A 19464-nucleotide genomic window follows, 5' to 3' on the forward strand; every position below is an offset into this window, starting at 1 on the left:
CGGTCCATGACGGATCGACGCACACTCACCCGCAGGTCATTCCTCGTCGGCGGCCTCGCGACCGTCGCCGGCGCCGGGGCGGCGTCCTGGTGGGCGCTCGACCGGTTCGTCGTGCCGCACGTCGAGGTCTCCGACGTCTCGGCCGCCGAGGACGACGCGGGCACGTCGTCCTCGGCGGGTGCGACGGCCACGGTCGACGACACGAGCGCCACGAGCGACGCGGCCTCGGTGCAGATCCGCACGGTCAGCACCGGGTCGGGCGACGACACGATCACGTACCACGTCGCGGAGGTGACGCTCGAGGACCCGACGGCGCTGCGGTCGGCGTTCGCGCAGGACCAGTTCGGCGAGAACATCACCCAGAAGGTGTCGGAGATCGCCGAGGCCCACGGCGCGGTGTTCGCCGTGAACGGCGACTACTACGGCTTCCGCGACACGGGCATCGAGATCCGCAACGGCGTGGCATACCGGGACGAGGGCGCCCGCGAGGGCCTGGCTCTCTACCGCGACGGCACCGCCCGCGTCTACGACGAGACCGCCACCACCGCGCAGGAGCTCGTCGACGCCGGCGTGTGGAACACCCTCTCGTTCGGCCCCGCCCTCCTCAGCGACGGCGCCGTCATCGACGGGATCGACGAGGTCGAGGTCGACACCAACTTCGGCAACCACTCCATCCAGGGCGAGCAGCCGCGCACCGCGATCGGCGTCGTCGACTCCTCCCACCTGCTGTTCGTGGTGGTCGACGGCCGCGACCGCGGGTACAGCCGCGGCGCCACGCTGCCGGAGCTGGCGGAGATCCTCCGCGACCTCGGCGCGCAGACCGCGTACAACCTCGACGGCGGCGGATCGAGCGAGATGTGGTTCGACGGCGAGGTCGTGAACCGTCCGTCGAACGGCGGCGAGCGGGCCACGAGCGACATCCTCTACATCGGCGGCGCCTCATGACCGTCGTGGGGATCCCGGCGCTGGATCCGGACCACCGGCTGGTCGACCTGACCGCCGCGCTGCGGGAACGGGACCCGGACCTGCGCCTCGTCGTCGTCGACGACGGCAGCGCCGTAGCCGCCGCGCCGGTCTTCGCGTCCCTGGACGCCGCGGGCGTGACCGTGCTCAGCCACCCCCGCAACCTCGGCAAGGGCGCCGCCCTGCGCACGCTGTTCGCGCACGCGCAGGCGGCGCATCCCGGCGACGCGGTGGTGACCGCCGACGCCGACGGCCAGCACGCGCCGGAGGACATCGTCCGCGTCGCCCGCGCGGCGGAACGGGCGGACGACGCCCTCGTGCTGGGCGTGCGCGCGTTCTCGGGGCCGTCGGCGCCGCCCGAGGTGCCCTGGCGCAGCCGTCTCGGCAACGCCGTCGCGGCGCGCCTGTTCGCGCTGGCGACGGGCGCGCGCGTCTCCGACACCCAGACCGGGCTGCGCGGGCTGCCGGCAGGGGCCCTGCCGTGGGCGGCGGCGCTCCCCGGGGATCGCTTCGAGTACGAGGCGATCATGCTGCTGCGCGCCCGCCGCGCCGGCTTACAGCTCACCGAGCTGCCCATCCGCACGGTGTACCTCGACGAGAACCGCGGCTCGCACTTCCGGCCCGTGCGCGACTCGGTGCGGGTCGTGGCGCCGCTCGCGGCCTTCGTCGCCTCGTCGCTGCTGGCGGCGGCTCTCGACGCCCTGCTGCTCTGGCTGCTCGTCGCCACGACGGGATGGCTGCAGCTCGCGATCATCGGTGCGCGACTCGTGAGCGCGGCCGTGAACTTCGCCGTCAACCGGCTCTGGGTGTTCGGCACGGACCGCGAGCGCGCGCCGCTCGGCACCGAGCTGACGCGCTACGCGGCCCTGGCCGCCGCGGTGCTCGCCGCGAACGTCGCCCTGATGACCGGGCTCGACGCGCTGGGCGTGGGCCTGGTCGCCGCCAAGGCCATCACCGAGGCCTCGCTGTGGGCGGCCGGGTTCGCGGCGCAGCGGCTATGGGTGTTCGCCCGCCGTCCGGGCGAGCGCAGGTCGACCGCCGAGCGGATCCCTCGCGAACCCACGGTCCTGGCTTGATCGCGCCATAGGAGCGCCATAGAAACACCCGGTGAACTGCAGGTGAACGAAAGGCCGACACATGACCGACTACACGATGCTCCTCGTAGATCTCGCCGCGATCACCCTGCTGACCACGGCCATCTACTTCCGCCGCCACCGCCGCCGCGACCTCATGGTCGCCTTCTTCGGCGTCAACGTCGGCGTCTTCGCCGTCTCCGCCGTCCTCGCCAGCGCGGAGGTGGCGCTCGGTCTCGGGCTCGGCCTGTTCGGCGTGCTGTCGATCATCCGCCTGCGCTCGAGCGAGATCTCCCAGCGCGAGGTCGCCTACTACTTCGCCGCTCTCGCGATCGGCCTGATCACCGGCCTGTCGACGTCCTTCGACCTGCTCGCCACGGGCCTCGTCGGGCTCGTCATCGCGACCCTCGCGATCGCCGACCACCCCGCCCTGTTCTCCACGCACCGCCACCGGACGGTGCAGCTCGACGAGGCGATCGCGGACGAGGACCGGCTGCGCGCGGTGCTCGAGGAGCGCCTCGGCGGCGAGATCCGCACGCTCTCGGTGCAGCACATCGACTTCGTGGACGACACGACGCTCGTCGACGTCCGCTACCGCGCGGTGCCCCGTCCCGCCGAGGCCGGCACGCCGCAGGCCCGCCGTCACGAGGAGATCCCCGCATGATGCGCCGGCACGATGCCGCGGCACCCGACCCCCGGGACTTCGCCGCCCGCTTCCGACCGATCTCGCTCGACGACCTGGTCGCCGAGGCCGAGCTGCTGACACGGGTCGACCGCAAGTACCTGATGCCCGCCGACGCCGCGATGCGCGTGCTGGCCGACCTCGACGAGCGCACCCGCGTGCTCGAGATCGAGGGGGATCGCGGATCCCGCTACGGCACGATGTACTTCGACACCCCCGACCTGCTGAGCTACCGTCTCGCGGCCCACGGCCGGCGCCGCCGGTTCAAGCTGCGCTCGCGCCACTACGTCGACACCGACGCGGCCTTCCTCGAGATGAAGACCCGCGGCGGGCGCGGCACCACGGTCAAGGAGCGCATCCCCCACCCCGCCGACGCCGTGGACGAGCTCACGCCGGAGGGACGGGTCTACGCCGCGGAGGCCGTCGAGACGCTCGGGATGAGCGCGGCCGTCGCCGACGCCCTCGAGCCCACCCTGCACACGTCCTACCGCCGCACGACGCTGCTGCTGCCGGACGGCGCCCGGGCGACCGTCGACACGGAGCTCGAGTGGCACGACGCATGGGGCGCGGAGCTGTGCCGCCCCGACCTCGTGATCGTCGAGACGAAGTCGCCGTCGCGCGCCTCCTCCCTCGACGACCTGTTGCGCCGCCACGGGACGCGCCCCGTGGGCATCAGCAAGTTCGCCACAGGGCTCGCCGCGCTGCGGCCCGAGCTCCCCTCCAACAAGTGGAACCGCGTGCTCAACCGGCACTTCCGCACCGCCCCCGCGCCCACCGGAGATCCCGGACGGGCCGAGAGAAAGGTCCTCGCATGAACGCCTCGAACCGCCGCCGCTCCCCCGCCCGGATCCGCTCGATCGCGGGTCTCGGCATCGCCTTCTCTCTGGCCGTGGCCACCCTGGCCGGCTGCTCGGCCGTCGCGGCGCAGGCCGGGGACGACAGCGCCTCGAGCTCGACCACGACGTCCACGATCGCGGCGGCCGCCGCGTCGGTGTCCACGGTCTCCGACGTGACCGCCGCGAACGACGACCAGACGGTCGTGAACGACGACGAGTGGTCGGAGGACGACGCCGTCGACGTGGACCTCTCCGACCCCTCGGGGGTCGAGGGGGTCACCGCGGAGGACGGGTCGGTGACGATCACCGAGGCGGGCGTCTACCGCCTGTCGGGGACGCTGGCCGGCACGGTGTCGGTCGAGGCACCCGAGGACGCGCTCGTCGTGCTGATCCTCGACGGGGTCGACATCTCGGCGGAGGACGCGCCCGCGATCCAGGTGGTCACGGCGGACGACGCGGCGATCTTCCTCGCCGACGGGTCGACGAACACCGTGACCTCGACCGGCACGTACGCCGAGGACGCCGACGCGAACGCGGCGATCTGGTCGGACGCCGACCTGACCGTCTCGGGCACCGGATCGCTCACGGTCGACGGCTCCGCGAACGACGGCATCACGTCGAAGGACGACCTGGTCGTGCTCTCGGGCACGCTCGACGTCACGGCCGCCGACGACGGCCTGCGCGGGAAGGACTCCCTCACCGTGCGCGGCGGCACCATCTCGATCGACGCGGGCGGCGACGGGCTGAACTCCGACCAGGACGACGACGAGACCCGCGGCTGGGTGCTGGTCGAGGGCGGCGAGCTCGACATCGTCGCCGGCAGCGACGGGATCGACGGGTTCACCGACGTGATCGTCACCGACGGCACGATCTCGATCGACGCGGAGGAGGGGATCGAGGGCGGCATCGTCGCGATCTCCGGCGGCACGATCGACATCACGTCCACGGACGACGGCATCAACGGCTCGGCGGGCACGCCGGACACCTCGACGTCGGCCGACACGTCCACCACCGACACGTCCACCACCGACACGACGACGGACGGCACGACGACCGACGACACGGGCTCGACCGCCGAGGGCCCCGCTCCCGAGGACGGCGCCGCGAGCGATCGGCAGCCGCCCGCGGACGGCGAGATGCCCTCGGGCGAGCCCCCGTCCGGCGAGATGCCCTCCGGCGAGATGCCCTCCGGCGGCGGTCCCGGTGGCGGCGGCATGGGCGGCGGGATGGAGGACTCCGGCGAGCTCGTGCTGATCGAGGGCGGCGAGATCGTCATCGACGCGCAGGGCGATGGCCTGGACTCCAACGGCTCGATGGAGATCACCGGCGGATCGGTGATCGTCTACGGCCCGACGAACGCCGGCAACGGCGCGCTCGACACGAACGGCGAGTTCACGATCTCCGGGGGCACGCTCCTCGCGCTGGGCTCGTCGGGCATGGCCGAGACGCCGTCGACGGACTCCGCGCAGGCGTGGGTCGGCGTCACGGCCTCCGGCTCCGCCGGGGCGACGGTCGACGTCCTCGACGAGGACGGCAACGCGGTCGCGTCCACGGTCGCCGCCAAGGACTTCGAGACCGTCGTGTTCTCGAGCCCCGACGTGACGGACGGCGCCACCTACAGCGTGTCCGTCGACGGCGACGAGGCGGGGTCGGCCGAGACGGGTCAGGCCCTCGCCGGCGGGATGGGCGGCGGCGCTCCGCGCGGCTGACGCGATCGGTCCGCTCCGGTCGTCGATCGGCGGGCCGCCGACCCCGAGAGACCCGGTCCGCCGAGCGCCTCCCCCTCGCGCCGCGGACCGGGCGACGCCCCGGCACCTCATGGTGACCGGGGCGTCGTCTTGCCGCGGCGCCCTCCATACGCGGCGCCCCGCGTCCGGTTGCCGCGCCCCTGCGACGGAGATACCGGCTACGACGGATCGGATCGCGCCACTGTGCTCCGAAGAAGGCGTGATCTCCGTCGCACACGCCCGTACCGGTGCGGCCGGGGCGCCGTCTTGCCGGGGCTCAGCCGAGCGGACCGCCCTCCGCGACGACCCGGTCGATGAGCGCGCGCACGATGCGCGGGTCCTGACGCAGCCCGTCGTGCTCGTACTCGTTCGTCACCCACAGGTGCGTGCTCGGCATCGCCCGAGCGGTGTCGTGCGCGTAGCCGAAGTCGACGTACATGTCGTCGAAGTACATCGCCGCGGCGACCGGCACCGCGTTGCGACGCAGCTGCTCGGCGTCGTACAGGCGGGGATGGTCCTCGCGATCGGCGAGCGCGTGCGCGGCGTCGCGGAACGGACGCAGCGAGGCGATCTCGTCGTACATCCAGGGGAAGAACATCTCGCCGGTGAACGGCATGGGACGACCGGCGGCGACCTCGTCGGCCGCGTCGAACCCGCCGAGCTCATGGCGCACCCGCTCGGCCGCCCAGGCCGTGGGTCCGTCGCCGTCGGCGTAGATCTCCTCCTGCAGCAGGGCGTACAGCGGAGCCGACCAGTGCTGCGTGTGGGCGTCGACCTCTGCCAGGAAGTGATCGCTCAGCACCCCCGGGCGTGAGAACGCCTCGTCGAGCAGCCAGTGCACGCGGTCGAAGCCGGGCTGGGTGCCGAACTCGATCCCGATCGTCTGCAACCGGCGGGCGGTGAGCCGGTCGCCGCTCGGCAGCCGCACGTCCGAGCCCTCGATCACCTCGACCACGCGGGCGAGCACGTCGGCGTCCTGCGGATGGCGGCGGTGGAACTCGGCGGTCTTCGCCGCGACGCGCGGCAGCGTGCGGCGGTAGACGTCGACGACGTGCGGCTCGAACGAGGTCAGGCCGCCGGTGACGTATGCGGCCGAGACCGCGTCGGGGTGGGACGACAGGTAGGTGAGCGTGAGGAACCCGCCGTAGCTCTGGCCGAGGGTCTGCCAACGCACACCGCCGAAGACCTCGCGACGGAGGTGCTCCAGGTCGGCGACGATCTGCTCGGCGCGGAAGAGCCGGATGTACGACGCGGCCTCGTCGGCGGTCATCCCCGCGATCGACGCCGCCTCCAGCCGCGTGGAGCGCCCCGTGCCGCGCTGGTCGAGCAGCAGCAGCCGGTGCGTCTTCAGCGCCTCGTCGATCCAGTCGCCGCCCGGCATCGGCCGCGGTCCCTTCCCACCGGGGCCGCCCTGCAGGAAGACCAGAAGGGGCGCGTCCTGCCGGTCGACGTGCGCCACCTCGCGGGCGAACACCTCGATCGAGCGGGACGGGTCGGGCGCCGACCAGTCGAGCGGGACGGTCACGGTGTGGTCCCGGATGACGCGGTCGCGCATGCGGAAGGAGGACGTCGTCATGATGCTCCGTACGTGTTGAGAGGCCGACCTCGGCGAAGAGGTCGAGATCGCGGTCCTTGTGCAGCAGCGTCGCATACGCCCGCGCTGCCCGGGCCCTGCCGGATGGTCAGCGTCCGCCGGCCACCCGCACCGTCGTCGCGGTGACGTAGGAGGCGCGGTCGCTCATCAGCCAGGCCACGGCGTCGGCGACCTCGCCGGCCGTGCCGGCCCTGCCGAGGGGGATGCCGGGCGCCATCCGGTCGATCCGGCCCGGGTCGCCCGTCCGCTCGTGCAGCTCCGTGGCGGTGAGGCCCGGCGCCACGGCGACGACGCGGATGCCGCGCGGCCCCACCTCGAGGCCGAGGCCCCTCGTGAGCGCGTCCACGCCGGCCTTCGCGGCCGCGTAGTGCACGTACTCGCCGGGCGAGCCGATGGTCGCCGCGCCCGACGACACGTTCACGATGACGCCGCCGGCGGCGAGCGCCGAGACCGCCGCGCGCGCGACGAGGGTCGGGCCGACGAGGTTCACGGCGTACGTGCGGCGGATCTCTTCGGCCGGCGTCTCGTCGAGCGGCGCGTACCGATAGGTGGCGCCCGCGTTGTTGACCACGCCGGTGAGGGTGCCGGCGCCCGCCGCGGCCGCGAACAGCGCCTCGATGCCCTCATCGTCGGCGACGTCCGCGCGGACGAGCGTGCAGAAGGCGCCGCGGGCGCGCACCCGCTCTGCCGTGCGCTCGGCGGCGCGATCGTCGCGCAGGTAGCCGAGCACCAGGTCGTGGCCGTCCTCGGCGAGGCGCTCGGCGATCGCCGCGCCGATGCCGCGGGTGCCGCCGGTGATCAGGGTGAGATGGCGCACGGGCGTCCTTCTGGTCGGGATCGGCGCCGGCGATCGGGGCCGGATGCCAGCGTAGCCGCGGGCTCTCCGGCCCCGCGCCGCCGCACGACCGGACGCGCGCGGGGGCTCAGTCCCGGACGGCGAGCACCCGGTCGACGAGGCCGTACTCGACCGCGGCCGCCGACGTGAAGACCCGGTCGCGATCGGTGTCGTGCCGCAGCTGCTCCCGCGTGCGACCGGTGTTCTCCGCGAGGATCTGCTCCATGTCGCCGCGCACCCGCACCAGCTCGTCGGCGTGCAGGATGAGATCGGGGATCGCCCCGCGGCTCTGCGCGCCGGGCTGATGCAGCACGACCCGCGCGTGCGGCAGCATCGCTCGCCGCCCGGCCTCTCCCGCGGCGAGCAGCACCGCGCCCGCTCCGACGGCCTGGCCGACGCAGGTCGTGGCCACCGCCGGGCGGATGAACCTCATCGTGTCGTGCACGGCGAGCATCGCGGACGGGTCGCCGCCCTCGCAGTTCACGTAGAGCTGGATCTCCCGATCGGGGCTGTCGGCCTCGAGATGCAGCAGCTGCGCGATCAGCGTGTTGGCGACGCCCGCGTCGATCGCGGTGCCGAGGTAGACGACGCGCTCCGTCAGCAGCTCCGAGTACACGTCCATGATCCGCTCGCCGCGCGCGTCGCGCTTGATCACGTTCGGGATCGTGTAGGCGCTCATGCCGCCGCCTCCGTCGCACGGCCGCCGTCGGCGCTCAGCCCGATGCGGCTGCGCTGCTGCGGCATGACCTCGTGGAAGCCCTGGACGATGCCGTCGATGAACCCGTAGTCGAGCGCCTCGGCGGCCGTGTACCAGTGGTCGTGCAGCGAGTCCTCGAACACCCGCTCGACGCTCTGGCCCGTGTCCTCGGCGGTGAGCCCGAGCACCGTGTCGCGCATGTGCCGCAGATCGTCGGCCTGCAGCTCGACGTCCGCGGCCGTGCCGCCGATGCCGGCCGAGCCCTGATGCAGCAGGATGCGTGCGTGCGGCAGCGCGCGGCGCTTGCCGGGCGCGCCCGCCGTGAGCAGGAACTGGCCGGCGCTCGCGGCGAGCCCGATCGCGAGCGTCGAGACGTCGCAGGGCACGAGCCGCATGATGTCGCGGATCGCCAGCATCGACGCGACGGATCCTCCGGGCGAGTGGATCCAGAGGGCGACGTCGGATACGGGGTCCTCCGCGGCGAGCGAGAGCAGCTGGGTCGCGAGAAGCGTGCCGTTGTCGTCGTCGAGCGCACCGTCGAGCACGAGCACCCGCCGGTGGAACAGCTCCCGCCTCGCCTCCGAGGTGAACTGGGGGATCTTTCCTTCTTCTGCCATGGGCCCAGCCTGCGAGGCGCGCCGCCGTCGCGGGCCCGGATCTGCCGCGGGCGGATCGGCCCTCGGCAGATCGCGTCGGCGCGGGCGGGGTGCGCCGCGCGGTGGGCCGGGTCAGGCGGCGAGAGCCAGTGCCTGTGCCGCACCCGCGGGGGTCGGCGCAGGCTGCGCTGCCGGGAGCTCGCCGGCACGAAGGTCGTCGGAGATGCCGACGGTCAGGTCGAGCAGCGTCTCGTCGAGGGCGCCGAGCACGGCGGCGACCATCTCGCTCGACGGCTCCTTGCGGCCGCGCTCGATCTCCGAGAGGTACTGCACCGAGATGCCCGCCCGGCGCGCGACCTCGGCGAGCGTCTCGCCGCGCCCTCGGCGCAGCCGTCGCAGCCGGTCTCCGACGAGGTGTCGCCACAGGGGGTCGGGGCCCGTGGAGGTCGGGGACGGATCGCGCAGGGGCAGCAGCTCGGCCATGACCTCACGGTAGACAGCGGCCCCCGGCCGCGCATCCGGTTCTGCTCTGGGCAGAACCGGATGCGGGGCTCAGCCGAGCTCGGAGCCGAACTCCAGCATCTCGACCAGCGGGCGCACGGCCCGCTCGAACGAGCGGTCGACGAAGTACCGCTTGAGCATGTCGTCCCGCAGCTCGTTGCCGATGGCCGCCATGATCATCGACTGGTCGAGGCTGAGGTAGCGCTCCGCGACGGTGCCGCTGCCGACGGCGACCGCGTCGTAGAAGCCGCCGGGGCCGTAGGCGCCGAGCTCGCGCTCGAGCCCCGCGAGATCGGACATCGCCTCGGTGCGCGCATAGGGCAGCGCGAGGAACGCGGCGTGCGGCGTGACGACGCCGTCTCCGAAGGCGGGCGACGGGTTCGTCGCCTCCCGGCAGCCGTCGTATCCCCGGTCGACGTCGGTGCGCTCCACGTCGCTCGCGTACCCGTCCGCCGAGATGCCGATCTCCTCGACCCCGTACTCGCGGTACTCGCCGAAGGGATCGGACGCCGGCGAGAAGCCCCAGTACCCGTAGCCGGCCTCGTCCAGGCCGTGCGCGATCTGCGCGCGCACCGTCGCGGGGTGGTTCACCGCCCACGAGCGCTCGCCCCAGTCGGCCTCGGGCACGAACAGGTCGGGCATCAGCGCCTCGAACATGCTGCCACCCCAGGCGGGCACGAGCTTCGAGCCGCGGTAGTCGTACACCCCCTCGTACACGGGCACCCCGAGGTACTCGTGCCACTCGCCGGTCGGCCTCTGCTCCTGCCACGCGTAGTCGCATCCCTGGTCGGGCATCGTCCGGTAGGTGCCGAAGTAGCCCTCCGCGGGGATCTGACCGTTGGCGATGCCGAGGTAGGTCGCGATGCGCGCCTCGCTCACGGTCGTGTCGTACCAGTGGCACGTGTAGTAGACGTCGGGCCCGTCGTCGCCGTAGTTGCCGGGCACCGAGCAGCCCGGCGGCTCCTCGTCCCAGAAGCCGCCGCGGTTGATGCCGACCTCCGGGCGCGCGTCGAGGTCGTGGTACCAGCCGAAGTCCATGCTCTCGTAGAGCGCGTCGGCCTCGTCGGCCAGCCGCGGCTCGGCCTCCGCGACGACGCGCAGCGCCGTCGCGAGCCAGCCGTTGTCGACGGTGGAGAGGAAGGGGTGGACGACGCTGCCGTCCGCCGGCCAGGTGGTCAGCTTCGATCCGTCTGCGGGCGAGTACCAGTTGTAGAACATGCCGCTCGGCTCGTGGCGCTCGATCTCGGACAGGGTCTCGAGCGTCCGCGCCATCCTCTGCCGCGCCTCGGTGCGCGAGATGATGTGCAGGTCGCGCGCGACCACGGTCGACCACAGGTAGCCCCCGATGTTCGTCGGGCTGGTGTAGCCACTGGCCCCGCTGAGGTCGCCCTCGATGTTGTCGGCCACCAGCCCGGTCCGCTCGTCGGTCATGGCCTCGAGCGACTCCCAGGTGTCGGCCGCGTAGCGCTGCAGGGTCCGATCGCCGCCGTGACCGCCGTGTCCGCCTCCCTGGCCGGGCGGCTGCCCCGCATACGCGGCCGACGTCGGCACGAGCAGGGCGAGCGTGGCGGCGACGGCGAGCAGGCCGCGCTGTGTCGATCGCATGGGAACTCCTTCGTTCGTGACGGATGCGACCCGTGAAGCATGACCCCAATACCTGACAAGCGCAAGGTATTGGGGTCCGCACGGAGGCGCCGGCACGGCCGAGCAGCTCAGCCGCGCCGATCAGCCGCGCGGCAGCAGAAGGTAGCCGCGCACGAACTCGTCGAACGCCGCGGTCATGTCGACCGTCTCGTCGAGCAGCCACTGCTGCTGCAGCCCGTCCATGACGGCCGAGATCAGCCGGGCCGCGTGCGCGACGTCGATGTCGGGGCGCACGAGCCCGCCGCGCTGGGCGTCGGCGAGGACCTCGCTGGTCGAGGTCGCCCGCTCGGCGTAACGCCGTGCGAACGCCGCGTGGGCGGGATGCTCGATGTCGGTGGCCTCGGCCGCGATCACCGTGTAGAGCGAGGTCAGCCCGCGCGTCGTCTGGTTGTAGGCGACCACGTTGCGCACCTGCTCGAGCAGCGTCGCCTCCGACACGTCGCCCGCCGCCGCCTGCACGCGGGCGTCCCGCTCGCGCAGCACCTCGGTGAAGAGCTCCTCCTTGGTGGAGAAGTGGTGCAGGAGGCCGGCCGGCGTGAGCTCGACGCGCTTGGCGATCTCCCGCAGCGAGCCGCTGTGGAAGCCGCTTCGGCCGAACACGACGAGCGCTGCCTCGACGATCTCCCGCCGCTTCGCCTGTCCTTTCGCGTAGCTGCCGCGCGCCCCGCGCCGAGGGCGCGTCGCGGCCGCCTCCTCCGCGGGAACGTCCTGGTCCATGCAGCGAACGTATCGCACCGCGAACCTAAAACCTACCGCGTGAAAGGTTTTCGGAGTACAGTGGCGATCGCCTCGACCACGGCCGGGGCGCGCACTTCCCCCACCCGAGACGCAGCCGTCGCGGGCGCGGACATCGACCAACGGAGGCCGGACATGTTTCGAACCACGTCACATCCAGGACGCAGGCGCATCGCCGCCGCAGGAGTCGTCGCGATCGCGAGCACCCTGGTGCTCGCCGGCTGCGGCCGCGCAGAGGGCGGAGGCGCCGGCGGAGGGGACGCCGGGGGCGGCGAGGCGATCGACGACTCCCCCGCGACCGGCACCGTCGAGGTGTGGGCGATGGGCAACGAGGGCGAGGTGCTCGGCGACCTCGCGGCGCAGTTCGAGGAGGAGAACCCCGACGTCACGATCGAGGTGACCGCCGTGCCCTGGGAGAGCGCGCACGACCGGATCGCCACGTCCATCGCGGGCGGCGAGACGCCCGACGTCACCATGCTCGGCACCACCTGGGTCGGCGAGTTCGCCGCCACCGGCGCCTTCGAGCCGACCCCCGAGGGCCTCGTCGACTCCGCGTCGTTCTTCCCCGGCTCGTGGGACACCACGATCGTCGACGACGTCGCCTACGGGGTGCCGTGGTACGTCGACACCCGCGTGCTCTACTACCGCACCGACCTGGCAGAGGCGGCCGGGGTCGAGGCGCCCACCACCTGGGACGAGTACGCGGAGTTCGCCGCCGCGCTGAAGGACGGGGGCGCCGCGTCGGGCGTCTCCCTGCCCCCGGGCGGCTTCGACTCGTGGCAGTACGTGGCGCCGCTCGCCTGGCAGCAGGGCGGCGACATCCTCGCCGAGGACGGCGAGACGTTCACCCTCGACAGCCCGGAGTGGCACGAGGCGTTCGAGTTCTACGCCGGCTTCTTCGAGGACGGCGTGTCGGAGCCGGTGCGCCTCGAGGGCGGCGAGATCGAGCAGAAGTTCATCTCGGGCGAGGTCGGCTCGTTCTTCAGCGGGCCGTTCCACGTCTCGCTGCTGCGGGAGCAGGGCGGCGAGGACTTCGCCGACCGGTTCGCCGTGTCGATGGTGCCGGGCGCCGACACCCGCACGAGCTTCACGGGCGGCGGCAACCTCGCCGTGTTCGACGACAGCGAGAACCGCGACGCCGCCTGGAAGTTCGTCCGCTGGCTGAGCCAGCCCGAGACGCAGGTCGCGTGGTACGACATCTCGACCGACCTGCCGAGCGTCGAGGCGGCCTGGGAGGATCCGACCTTCGCCGAGGACCCGTACCTCAGCGTCTTCGGCGAGCAGCTGCGCGACTCGAAGGCGCCGCCGTCGATCCCGACCTGGGCGCAGGTGTCCGCCGTCATCGACCAGGAGCTCGAGAAGGTGACCCGCGGCGAGACGAGCGTCGACGACGCGCTGGCGACCGTGCAGCAGCAGGCCGAGTCGATCGGCACCGGTCAGTAGCGCATGACCGCCGTCGCCACGTCCGCTCCGGCGCGCACCCGAGGGTCGCGCCGGAGCGGACGCACCACCCTCGTCGCCTGGGGCTTCGCCGCGCCGTTCGTCGTCCTGTTCCTGGTGTTCATGGCGGGTCCGATCGTGTCCTCGCTGCTGATGAGCTTCACCGACCTCACCACGCGCGACCTGCAGACGCCGTTCAACGTGAACCTCATCGGCCTGGACAACTACGCGCAGCTGTTCGCCGACCCGCGCTTCCTGCGCTCGCTGCTCAACACCGTCGCGTTCGTCGCGGTCGGCGTGCCGCTCACGATGGCGCTCGCGCTCGCTGTCGCGATGGCGCTGAACACCGGGATCACCCGGTTCCGCACGGCGTTCCGCGTCGGGTACTACGCGCCCGTGGTCACCAGCATCGTCGCCATCGCGATCGTGTGGCGGTTCATCCTGCAGCCGGACGGGCTGCTGAACGGCTTCCTCGGCTGGTTCGGCATCCAGGGCCCCGACTGGCTGCAGTCGACGACGTGGGCGCTTCCGTCGCTGGTGCTCATGGCGGTGTGGCGCAACATCGGCACCCTGATGGTGATCTTCCTCGCCGGGCTGCAGGGCGTGCCCCGCGAGCACCACGAGGCGGCGATGGTGGACGGCGCGGGCGCGTTCCGGCGCTTCGCGTCGATCACGCTGCCCGCCCTGCGCCCGACCCTGCTGTTCGCGGCGGTCATCACCAGCATCGGCTTCCTGCAGTTCTTCGAGGAACCGTTCGTGATGACCCGCGGCGGCCCCCTCGACGCGACGCTGTCGACGGCGATGTACACGTTCAACCAGTTCGGCTTCGGCAACTACGCCTACGCCTCCGCGGCGAGCTACGTGCTCTTCCTCGCGATCGTCGCGCTGTCGCTGGTCCAGTTCCGCCTGCTCGGAAGGAGGGACTGACGTGACCGCGATCACCTCCGGCGCTCCCCGCACGACCGCGCCCGCGCCGACCGCCCGTCCCGCCCGCCGCCGCCGCACGGAGCGCCCCCGATGGTGGCTCTACGTCGTGCTCGCGCTCGGGCTGATCGCGATGGTGATGCCGTTCGTCTGGATGATCCTGGGGTCGTTCAAGACCGACGCGGAGATCCGCCAGCACCCCACCGGCTTCTGGCCGCTCGAGCCCACGCTCGACAACTACGCGCAGCTGTTCGGGCGGCTCGACTTTGCCACGTTCTTCCTGAACAGCACCGTCGTCGCCGTGTGCGTGACCCTCGGCAACATCGTGTTCTCGTCGATGGTCGGCTACGCGCTCGCGAAGCTCGAGTTCCGCGGCAAGCGGCTGCTGTTCGCCCTCGTGCTCGCGACCCTGATGGTTCCCGGCGTCGTGACGTTCGTGCCGCTGTTCGTGCTGACGGCGAACCTCGGCCTCGTCAACTCCTACCCGGGCCTCATCCTGCCGTTCCTCATCACCCCGCTCGGGGTGTTCCTGATGCGGCAGTTCATGCTCGGCCTGCCCGACGAGCTGATCGAGGCGGCACGCATCGACGGGGCGAGCGAGTGGCGCATCTTCCTGCGCGTCATCATGCCGCTGTGCGGCCCCGCCGTGGCGACCCTGACGATCCTCACGTTCCTGAGCAGCTGGAACAACTTCCTGTGGCCGCTCGTCGTCGCCACCAGCGAGGACAGGTACACCCTGCCCGTTGCTCTCGCCCTGTACTCGGTGGGGCAGAACGCCGCGCAGTACGGGCTGATGATGGCGGGCGCCGTCATCGTCGTGGTCCCCGTCCTGGTGGTGTTCGTGCTGCTGCAGCGCCACTTCATCCAGGGCATCGCCCTCACGGGCATCAAGTGAGCAAGGAGAGCCGGATGACCGACGCCCCCCGTCCCCTCGAGGATCTTCGCTGGCCCGAGGGCTTCCTCTGGGGAGCCTCGACCGCCGCGCACCAGGTGGAGGGCAACAACGTGAACTCCGACTGGTGGCAGCGCGAGCACGGCCACCTGCCGGGCGCACCCGTCGCGGAGCCGTCGGGCGACGCGGCCGACAGCTTCCACCGCTATCCGGAGGACATGGCGCTGCTGGCGGGCGCCGGGCTGAACAGCTACCGGTTCAGCATCGAGTGGGCGCGCATCGAGCCCGAGCCCGGCTTCGTCTCCCGGGCGAGCATCGACCACTACCGGCGGATGGTCGACACCGCGCGGGAGCTGGGTCTCGAGCCGATGGTCACGCTGCACCACTTCACCAATCCCGCGTGGTTCGCGCGCGAGGGCGGCTGGTTCACCGACGCGTCGGTCGACCGCTTCGCGCGCTTCGTCGAGGCGGCGCTGCCGGTGATCGACGGCGTCGACCTCGTCTGCACGATCAACGAGCCGAACATGGTCTCGGTGCTCGCCGATCCCGAGGCGGGGTTCCCCTCGATCGGGCTGCCCCCGGGGGTGCCGGCCGTCACCGAGCGCCTCATCCGGGCGCACAAGGCCGCCGTCGAGGTGGTGCGCGGGGCGGGATCGCGAGCGGGCTGGTCGGTCGCGACGCAGGCGTACCAGCCCGAGCCGGGCGCCGAGGCGATCGCGGCCGACTACGGGCGGTCGCGCGAGGACGTGTTCCTCGACGCCGCGGCCGGCGACGACTGGGTGGGCGTGCAGGCCTACACCCGCACGCGCATCGGCGCCGACGGACCGCTCCCGATCCGCGAGGACGCGGAGCGCACCCTGACCGGATGGGAGTACTACCCGCCCGCCGTGGGGGACGGCATCCGCAACTCGTGGGCGCGCAACAGGCTTCCCGTCTACGTGACCGAGAACGGCATCGCGACCGCCGACGACGAACGCCGCATCGACTACACCCGCGGAGCGCTCGAGACGGTCGCAGCGGCGATCGACGACGGGGTCGACGTGCGCGGCTACCTGCACTGGAGCGCCCTCGACAACTACGAGTGGGGCAGCTTCGCCCCCACGTTCGGGCTCATCGGCTGGGATCGCACCACGTTCGCGCGTCGTCCCAAGCCGAGCCTCGCGTGGCTGGGGCAGGTCGGCCGGGCCGACGTCCCGCGCTGACGCCCCCGGACACGGGGCGACCCGGCGCACGCGGACCCGGCCGGCGTCCCCATCGCGGGGCCGCCGGCCGGGACCGCGCCGGAGGCTCAGCCCGCGTCGCGGAGCACGACGTGCCCGGCGGAGACGTCGACGTCGACCTGGTGCCGCGACGAGGGGGACTCCTCGAGCCCGCTGTCGAACGAGCCGGCCGAGACCTCGGAGCGGACCTCGTACGAGGCGGCCGGCAGCGTGAGGTCGACCGAGCCCGCGCTCACGACGACGCCGACCGTGTCCGGCGCGGCGCCGGTGAGCTCGCCCTGCAGGCGGCCCGCCGACACGCTCAGGTCTGCGCGGGACACGTCGGCGAGGTCGAACCGCGCGTCACCGGCGCTCAGGTCGACCTCGAGCGTCTCGGCCGAGCCGCTGATCTCCATGCCGCCGGCTCCGACGTCGAGCACGAGGCTGCCGAACGCCCCCTCCGCCTCCAGACGCCCGGCCGCGAGCTCCAGGTCGGCGTCGAGGCCGGCATCGCGCAGCACCTCCGGCAGCGTCAGCACCACACGCTCCTCGTCGTCGCCCCAGTTCCACCAGCCGCGCCCGCCGCCGAACCAGCCGTCCCGGCTGGCGACGACGAGCTCGTCGCCGGACCGGTCGAGCGTCCACTCGCCCCGGGCGTCCGAGACCTCGAGCGTCGCGTCCGCGACGTCGCCGAACTCGATCGTGAAGGACGACGCCTCGGCCCGCACGTCGAGCGACGCGAGGCCGTCGGCGGAGGCCGTCTGGACGTCGCTGACGCGCGTGGTGGCGCTCACCGTGGACCGCACCGCGTCGAATCCGAAGCCGAGCAGCACGATCGCGCCGATCACGCCGAGGACGATCGCCACGGGCTTGCCGGGTCCGCGCCTGTGCGGGGCCGGTGCGGGCGACGAAGCCGCGGGCGCCGCGGGCGGAGGTGTGACGGTGGCGTTCATCGGGGCGTTCCTGTCTGCGGCGATGCGCCGCCGCGCTGTTGGTCTTCACTGGCGATGTGCGCAAGCACCGCGAGCACGCGGCGGTTGCCGGATTCGTCGGGCTCGAGGCCCAGCTTCTGGAAGATCGCGGTGATGTGCTTCTCGACGCTGCCCTCCGAGAGGAACAGCAGCGCCGCGACGGCTTGGTTCGACTTCCCCTCCGCGATCAGCGACAGGACGGTGCGCTCGCGCTCGGTGAGCCGCGACATGCGATCGTCCTCGCGGCGCCGCGTGAGCAGCTGTGCGACCACCTCGGGGTCGAGCACGGTGGCTCCCTGTGCGATGCGCGCGACCGAGTCGAGGAACTCGGCGACGTCGGCGACGCGATCCTTCAGCAGGTAGCCGAGCGCGCCGCTGTGCCCCTCGTGGGCACCGTCTGCGGACGACCGGCGTCCGCTGATGAGCTCGCTGGCATAGCGCTCCTCGACGTACTGCGAGAGCACGAGCACCGGCAGTCGCGGCCGGTCGGCACGCAGCCGCAGCGCGGCGCGGATGCCCTCGTCGGTGTAGGTCGGGGGCAGCCGCACGTCGAGGATGCACAGCTCCGGATCGGTGTCGGCGACCGCCCCGTCGAGATCGGTCACATCGGGCAGGGCCGCGACCACCTCGTGGCCGCCGTCCTCGAGCAGGCGGACGAGCCCTTCCCGCAGCAGCACGGAGTCCTCGCAGATCAGGATGCGCACGGGACGCTCACCTCCAGAGCGGTCGGGCCGCCGACGGGGCTGTCCAGCCGTACCGAGCCGCCGGCGGCGACGACGCGGTTCGAGATGCCGTCGAGACCGCCGCCCGGCAGCACGCGCGCCCCGCCCAGTCCGTTGTCCTCGACCCGGGCCCACAGGATGCCGTCCTCGCGCACCCGCACGGTCACGCGGCATTCACTGGCACGCGAGTGCTTCGCCGCGTTTGTGAGCGACTCGGCGATGGAGAAGTAGACGGCCGCCTCAGCGTCGCGGCTGCAGCGCCCGTCGGCACGCACGTCGAGTCGCACAGGGATGTGCGACCGGCCGGCGAGCGCCGACAGCGCCGCGTCGAGGCCGCGGTCGTCCAGCACGGAGGCGTGGATGCCACGGGCGAGCTGGCGCAGCTCGGTGATGGCCGCCTTCGTGGAGGTGTGCGCCTCCTCGATCAGCGCGCGCGCAGCCGTCGGGTCCTGATCGATCTTCTGCTGGGCGAGGCCGAGCGTCATCCCGACCGACACGAGCCGCGGCTGCACGCCGTCGTGGAGGTCGCGCTCGATGCGCGTGCGCTCCACCTCGGACGCGCGGATCGCTCCCGCGCGCTGCAGGTTCGACACCCGGGCCTGCTCCACCAGCTGGTCCTCCCGCGTGGGGATGACGATGGCTCGCGCGAGCACCCCGTGCAGCAGGGCGACGCCGACGATGGCCGCCGCCGCGCCCACGAAGCCGAGGCCGCCGGCGAGGGGCGCCCAGGCCACGACGATCTCGAAGCCGAGCACGTCGACCGCCCCGCCGCGGGAGTACAGCGGCGCGAACGCGAGGACCGCCGACGACACGAGCGCCTGGAAGAGCGCGAGCGTCAGGAGGCCGAGCAGCGTCGCGATCGCCGCGTTGGCGATCGCTCGCCACATCGGCGGGTCGATGAGCTGATGCCACAGCCGCAGCAGGAACCCGCCGAAGCCCGGGCGCGGCGCGGGGCGCGTGCGCAGCGGCGGGAGCCCGGCGTCGTAGAGCCCGTCGATGCGCGCCACCTCGGCCCACCCGATGGCGTACAGCAGGTAGACGAGGCCGAGCAGGAAGACGATGCCGATGCCGAGCACCGGCAGCAGCCCCAGGCCGAGGCCCAGCAGGAGCGCCAGCGCGCTGACGGCGAGCGGGCCGATGAGGCCGATCGCCGCGAGCTGGAGGACGACGAGCCCGACCCGCGCGGGCGAGGAGTGCTCCGGCACCAGCCGGCGTCGCGAGGGCGGGGTCGCCGGGGCGACGGGTGGGGGCGTGGACTCCGAGGTCATGCCTCCACGCTAGGTGGGCGCGAGGGGCTCCTCCTACCGAGCAGGCCGGAGGTCCGCGTTCGGGTTTTCCAGAAGAGGCGGCGGCACCCGGAGGAGGGGGGGGGGCGCCCCCCCGGGGGGGGGCGCGGGGGGGGGGGGGGCACGCACGCCCAGCGACCCCGCGGG

At 72.8% G+C, this 19464-nt stretch carries 19 protein-coding genes; 9 read left to right on the plus strand and 10 right to left on the minus strand.

All coding sequences use genetic code 11. The features are described from left to right. Window positions 1-6 precede the first annotated feature (6 nt). From K5S26_RS12535 to K5S26_RS12555, 5 genes are all read left to right on the plus strand, one after another. Window positions 7-945, plus strand: a complete 939-nt coding sequence (locus K5S26_RS12535) for a phosphodiester glycosidase family protein (RefSeq protein ID WP_221858665.1) — start codon at window positions 7-9, stop codon at window positions 943-945. Next, complete coding sequence (locus K5S26_RS12540) at window positions 942-2039, plus strand: glycosyltransferase (RefSeq protein WP_221858667.1); 1098 nt, start codon at window positions 942-944, stop codon at window positions 2037-2039. Before K5S26_RS12535 ends, K5S26_RS12540 begins: the two co-directional genes overlap by 4 nt. Before the next feature lie 61 nt (window positions 2040-2100). Next, window positions 2101-2700 carry a DUF4956 domain-containing protein gene (locus tag K5S26_RS12545; RefSeq protein WP_221858669.1) on the plus strand — a complete coding sequence of 200 codons (600 nt, stop codon included), beginning with the start codon at window positions 2101-2103 and terminating at the stop codon, window positions 2698-2700. Beyond that, a complete protein-coding gene (locus tag K5S26_RS12550; RefSeq protein ID WP_308122956.1) occupies window positions 2697-3533 on the plus strand; it encodes a polyphosphate polymerase domain-containing protein in 837 nt (278 codons plus the stop codon). Before K5S26_RS12545 ends, K5S26_RS12550 begins: the two co-directional genes overlap by 4 nt. Next, a complete protein-coding gene (locus tag K5S26_RS12555; RefSeq protein ID WP_221858671.1) occupies window positions 3530-5263 on the plus strand; it encodes a carbohydrate-binding domain-containing protein in 1734 nt (577 codons plus the stop codon). Before K5S26_RS12550 ends, K5S26_RS12555 begins: the two co-directional genes overlap by 4 nt. A 295-nt stretch (window positions 5264-5558) precedes the next feature. Here K5S26_RS12555 and K5S26_RS12560 read toward each other — a convergent pair whose 3' ends face one another. The 7 genes from K5S26_RS12560 to K5S26_RS12590 form a co-directional block, all read right to left on the minus strand. Next, window positions 5559-6857, minus strand: coding sequence for an alpha/beta fold hydrolase (locus K5S26_RS12560; protein WP_221858672.1), 1299 nt, complete (start codon window positions 6855-6857; stop codon window positions 5559-5561). A gap of 106 nt (window positions 6858-6963) precedes the next feature. Beyond that, window positions 6964-7692 (minus strand): SDR family NAD(P)-dependent oxidoreductase, encoded by a 729-nt coding sequence (locus K5S26_RS12565; RefSeq protein ID WP_221858674.1) that lies wholly within the window; start codon window positions 7690-7692, stop codon window positions 6964-6966. Between the two features lie 106 nt (window positions 7693-7798). Continuing rightward, window positions 7799-8389 (minus strand): ClpP family protease, encoded by a 591-nt coding sequence (locus tag K5S26_RS12570; RefSeq protein ID WP_221858675.1) that lies wholly within the window; start codon window positions 8387-8389, stop codon window positions 7799-7801. Beyond that, window positions 8386-9024: a ClpP family protease gene (locus K5S26_RS12575; protein ID WP_221858676.1), complete on the minus strand. Its 639-nt coding sequence runs from the start codon at window positions 9022-9024 to the stop codon at window positions 8386-8388. Before K5S26_RS12575 ends, K5S26_RS12570 begins: the two co-directional genes overlap by 4 nt. A gap of 111 nt (window positions 9025-9135) precedes the next feature. Then, the gene (locus K5S26_RS12580; protein ID WP_221858677.1) at window positions 9136-9486 is read right to left on the minus strand and encodes a helix-turn-helix domain-containing protein; all 351 of its coding nucleotides are present in this window, start codon (window positions 9484-9486) and stop codon (window positions 9136-9138) included. Between the two features lie 69 nt (window positions 9487-9555). Then, window positions 9556-11109 (minus strand): glucoamylase family protein, encoded by a 1554-nt coding sequence (locus K5S26_RS12585; protein WP_221858678.1) that lies wholly within the window; start codon window positions 11107-11109, stop codon window positions 9556-9558. 120 nt (window positions 11110-11229) lie between these two features. Continuing rightward, window positions 11230-11865: a TetR/AcrR family transcriptional regulator gene (locus tag K5S26_RS12590; RefSeq protein WP_221858679.1), complete on the minus strand. Its 636-nt coding sequence runs from the start codon at window positions 11863-11865 to the stop codon at window positions 11230-11232. Window positions 11866-12018: 153 nt separating this feature from the next. On the opposite strand from K5S26_RS12590, the gene K5S26_RS12595 reads away from it, so the two are divergent. From K5S26_RS12595 to K5S26_RS12610, 4 genes are read left to right on the plus strand one after another with little or no spacing between them, the layout of a single operon-like run. Next, window positions 12019-13326, plus strand: coding sequence for a sugar ABC transporter substrate-binding protein (locus K5S26_RS12595; RefSeq protein WP_221858680.1), 1308 nt, complete (start codon window positions 12019-12021; stop codon window positions 13324-13326). Between the two features lie 3 nt (window positions 13327-13329). After that, window positions 13330-14250 carry a carbohydrate ABC transporter permease gene (locus K5S26_RS12600; protein WP_221858682.1) on the plus strand — a complete coding sequence of 307 codons (921 nt, stop codon included), beginning with the start codon at window positions 13330-13332 and terminating at the stop codon, window positions 14248-14250. Between the two features lies 1 nt (window position 14251). Continuing rightward, complete coding sequence (locus K5S26_RS12605) at window positions 14252-15142, plus strand: carbohydrate ABC transporter permease (RefSeq protein WP_372454406.1); 891 nt, start codon at window positions 14252-14254, stop codon at window positions 15140-15142. Window positions 15143-15156: 14 nt separating this feature from the next. Then, complete coding sequence (locus K5S26_RS12610) at window positions 15157-16341, plus strand: glycoside hydrolase family 1 protein (protein ID WP_221858684.1); 1185 nt, start codon at window positions 15157-15159, stop codon at window positions 16339-16341. A gap of 86 nt (window positions 16342-16427) precedes the next feature. Here the strand turns inward: K5S26_RS12610 and K5S26_RS12615 are convergent, their stop codons facing one another. From K5S26_RS12615 to K5S26_RS12625, 3 genes are read right to left on the minus strand one after another with little or no spacing between them, the layout of a single operon-like run. After that, entirely contained in the window at window positions 16428-17291 is an 864-nt protein-coding gene (locus K5S26_RS12615) for a hypothetical protein (protein WP_221858686.1), read from the minus strand. After that, a complete protein-coding gene (locus K5S26_RS12620) occupies window positions 17288-18013 on the minus strand; it encodes a LuxR C-terminal-related transcriptional regulator (protein WP_221858688.1) in 726 nt (241 codons plus the stop codon). Before K5S26_RS12620 ends, K5S26_RS12615 begins: the two co-directional genes overlap by 4 nt. Further along, a complete protein-coding gene (locus tag K5S26_RS12625) occupies window positions 18001-19299 on the minus strand; it encodes a sensor histidine kinase (protein WP_221858690.1) in 1299 nt (432 codons plus the stop codon). Before K5S26_RS12625 ends, K5S26_RS12620 begins: the two co-directional genes overlap by 13 nt. Window positions 19300-19464: the final 165 nt, after the last annotated feature.

The sequence above is a fragment of the Microbacterium marinilacus genome, assembly GCF_019753765.1.
GTDB lineage: Bacteria > Actinomycetota > Actinomycetes > Actinomycetales > Microbacteriaceae > Microbacterium > Microbacterium marinilacus.

Bases quoted from the DNA above. Each gene is read 5' to 3' on its own strand.
- K5S26_RS12560 (WP_221858672.1), bottom strand. From the start codon at position 6,857: ATGACGACGTCCTCCTTCCGCATGCGCGACCGCGTCATCCGGGACCAC.
- K5S26_RS12575 (WP_221858676.1), bottom strand. From the start codon at position 9,024: ATGGCAGAAGAAGGAAAGATCCCCCAGTTCACCTCGGAGGCGAGGCGG.
- K5S26_RS12570 (WP_221858675.1), bottom strand. From the start codon at position 8,389: ATGAGCGCCTACACGATCCCGAACGTGATCAAGCGCGACGCGCGCGGC.
- K5S26_RS12550 (WP_308122956.1), top strand. From the start codon at position 2,697: ATGATGCGCCGGCACGATGCCGCGGCACCCGACCCCCGGGACTTCGCC.
- K5S26_RS12555 (WP_221858671.1), top strand. From the start codon at position 3,530: ATGAACGCCTCGAACCGCCGCCGCTCCCCCGCCCGGATCCGCTCGATC.
- K5S26_RS12590 (WP_221858679.1), bottom strand. From the start codon at position 11,865: ATGGACCAGGACGTTCCCGCGGAGGAGGCGGCCGCGACGCGCCCTCGG.
- K5S26_RS12580 (WP_221858677.1), bottom strand. From the start codon at position 9,486: ATGGCCGAGCTGCTGCCCCTGCGCGATCCGTCCCCGACCTCCACGGGC.
- K5S26_RS12615 (WP_221858686.1), bottom strand. From the start codon at position 17,291: ATGAACGCCACCGTCACACCTCCGCCCGCGGCGCCCGCGGCTTCGTCG.
- K5S26_RS12610 (WP_221858684.1), top strand. From the start codon at position 15,157: ATGACCGACGCCCCCCGTCCCCTCGAGGATCTTCGCTGGCCCGAGGGC.
- K5S26_RS12625 (WP_221858690.1), bottom strand. From the start codon at position 19,299: ATGACCTCGGAGTCCACGCCCCCACCCGTCGCCCCGGCGACCCCGCCC.
- K5S26_RS12535 (WP_221858665.1), top strand. From the start codon at position 7: ATGACGGATCGACGCACACTCACCCGCAGGTCATTCCTCGTCGGCGGC.
- K5S26_RS12585 (WP_221858678.1), bottom strand. From the start codon at position 11,109: ATGCGATCGACACAGCGCGGCCTGCTCGCCGTCGCCGCCACGCTCGCC.
- K5S26_RS12545 (WP_221858669.1), top strand. From the start codon at position 2,101: ATGACCGACTACACGATGCTCCTCGTAGATCTCGCCGCGATCACCCTG.
- K5S26_RS12595 (WP_221858680.1), top strand. From the start codon at position 12,019: ATGTTTCGAACCACGTCACATCCAGGACGCAGGCGCATCGCCGCCGCA.
- K5S26_RS12540 (WP_221858667.1), top strand. From the start codon at position 942: ATGACCGTCGTGGGGATCCCGGCGCTGGATCCGGACCACCGGCTGGTC.
- K5S26_RS12600 (WP_221858682.1), top strand. From the start codon at position 13,330: ATGACCGCCGTCGCCACGTCCGCTCCGGCGCGCACCCGAGGGTCGCGC.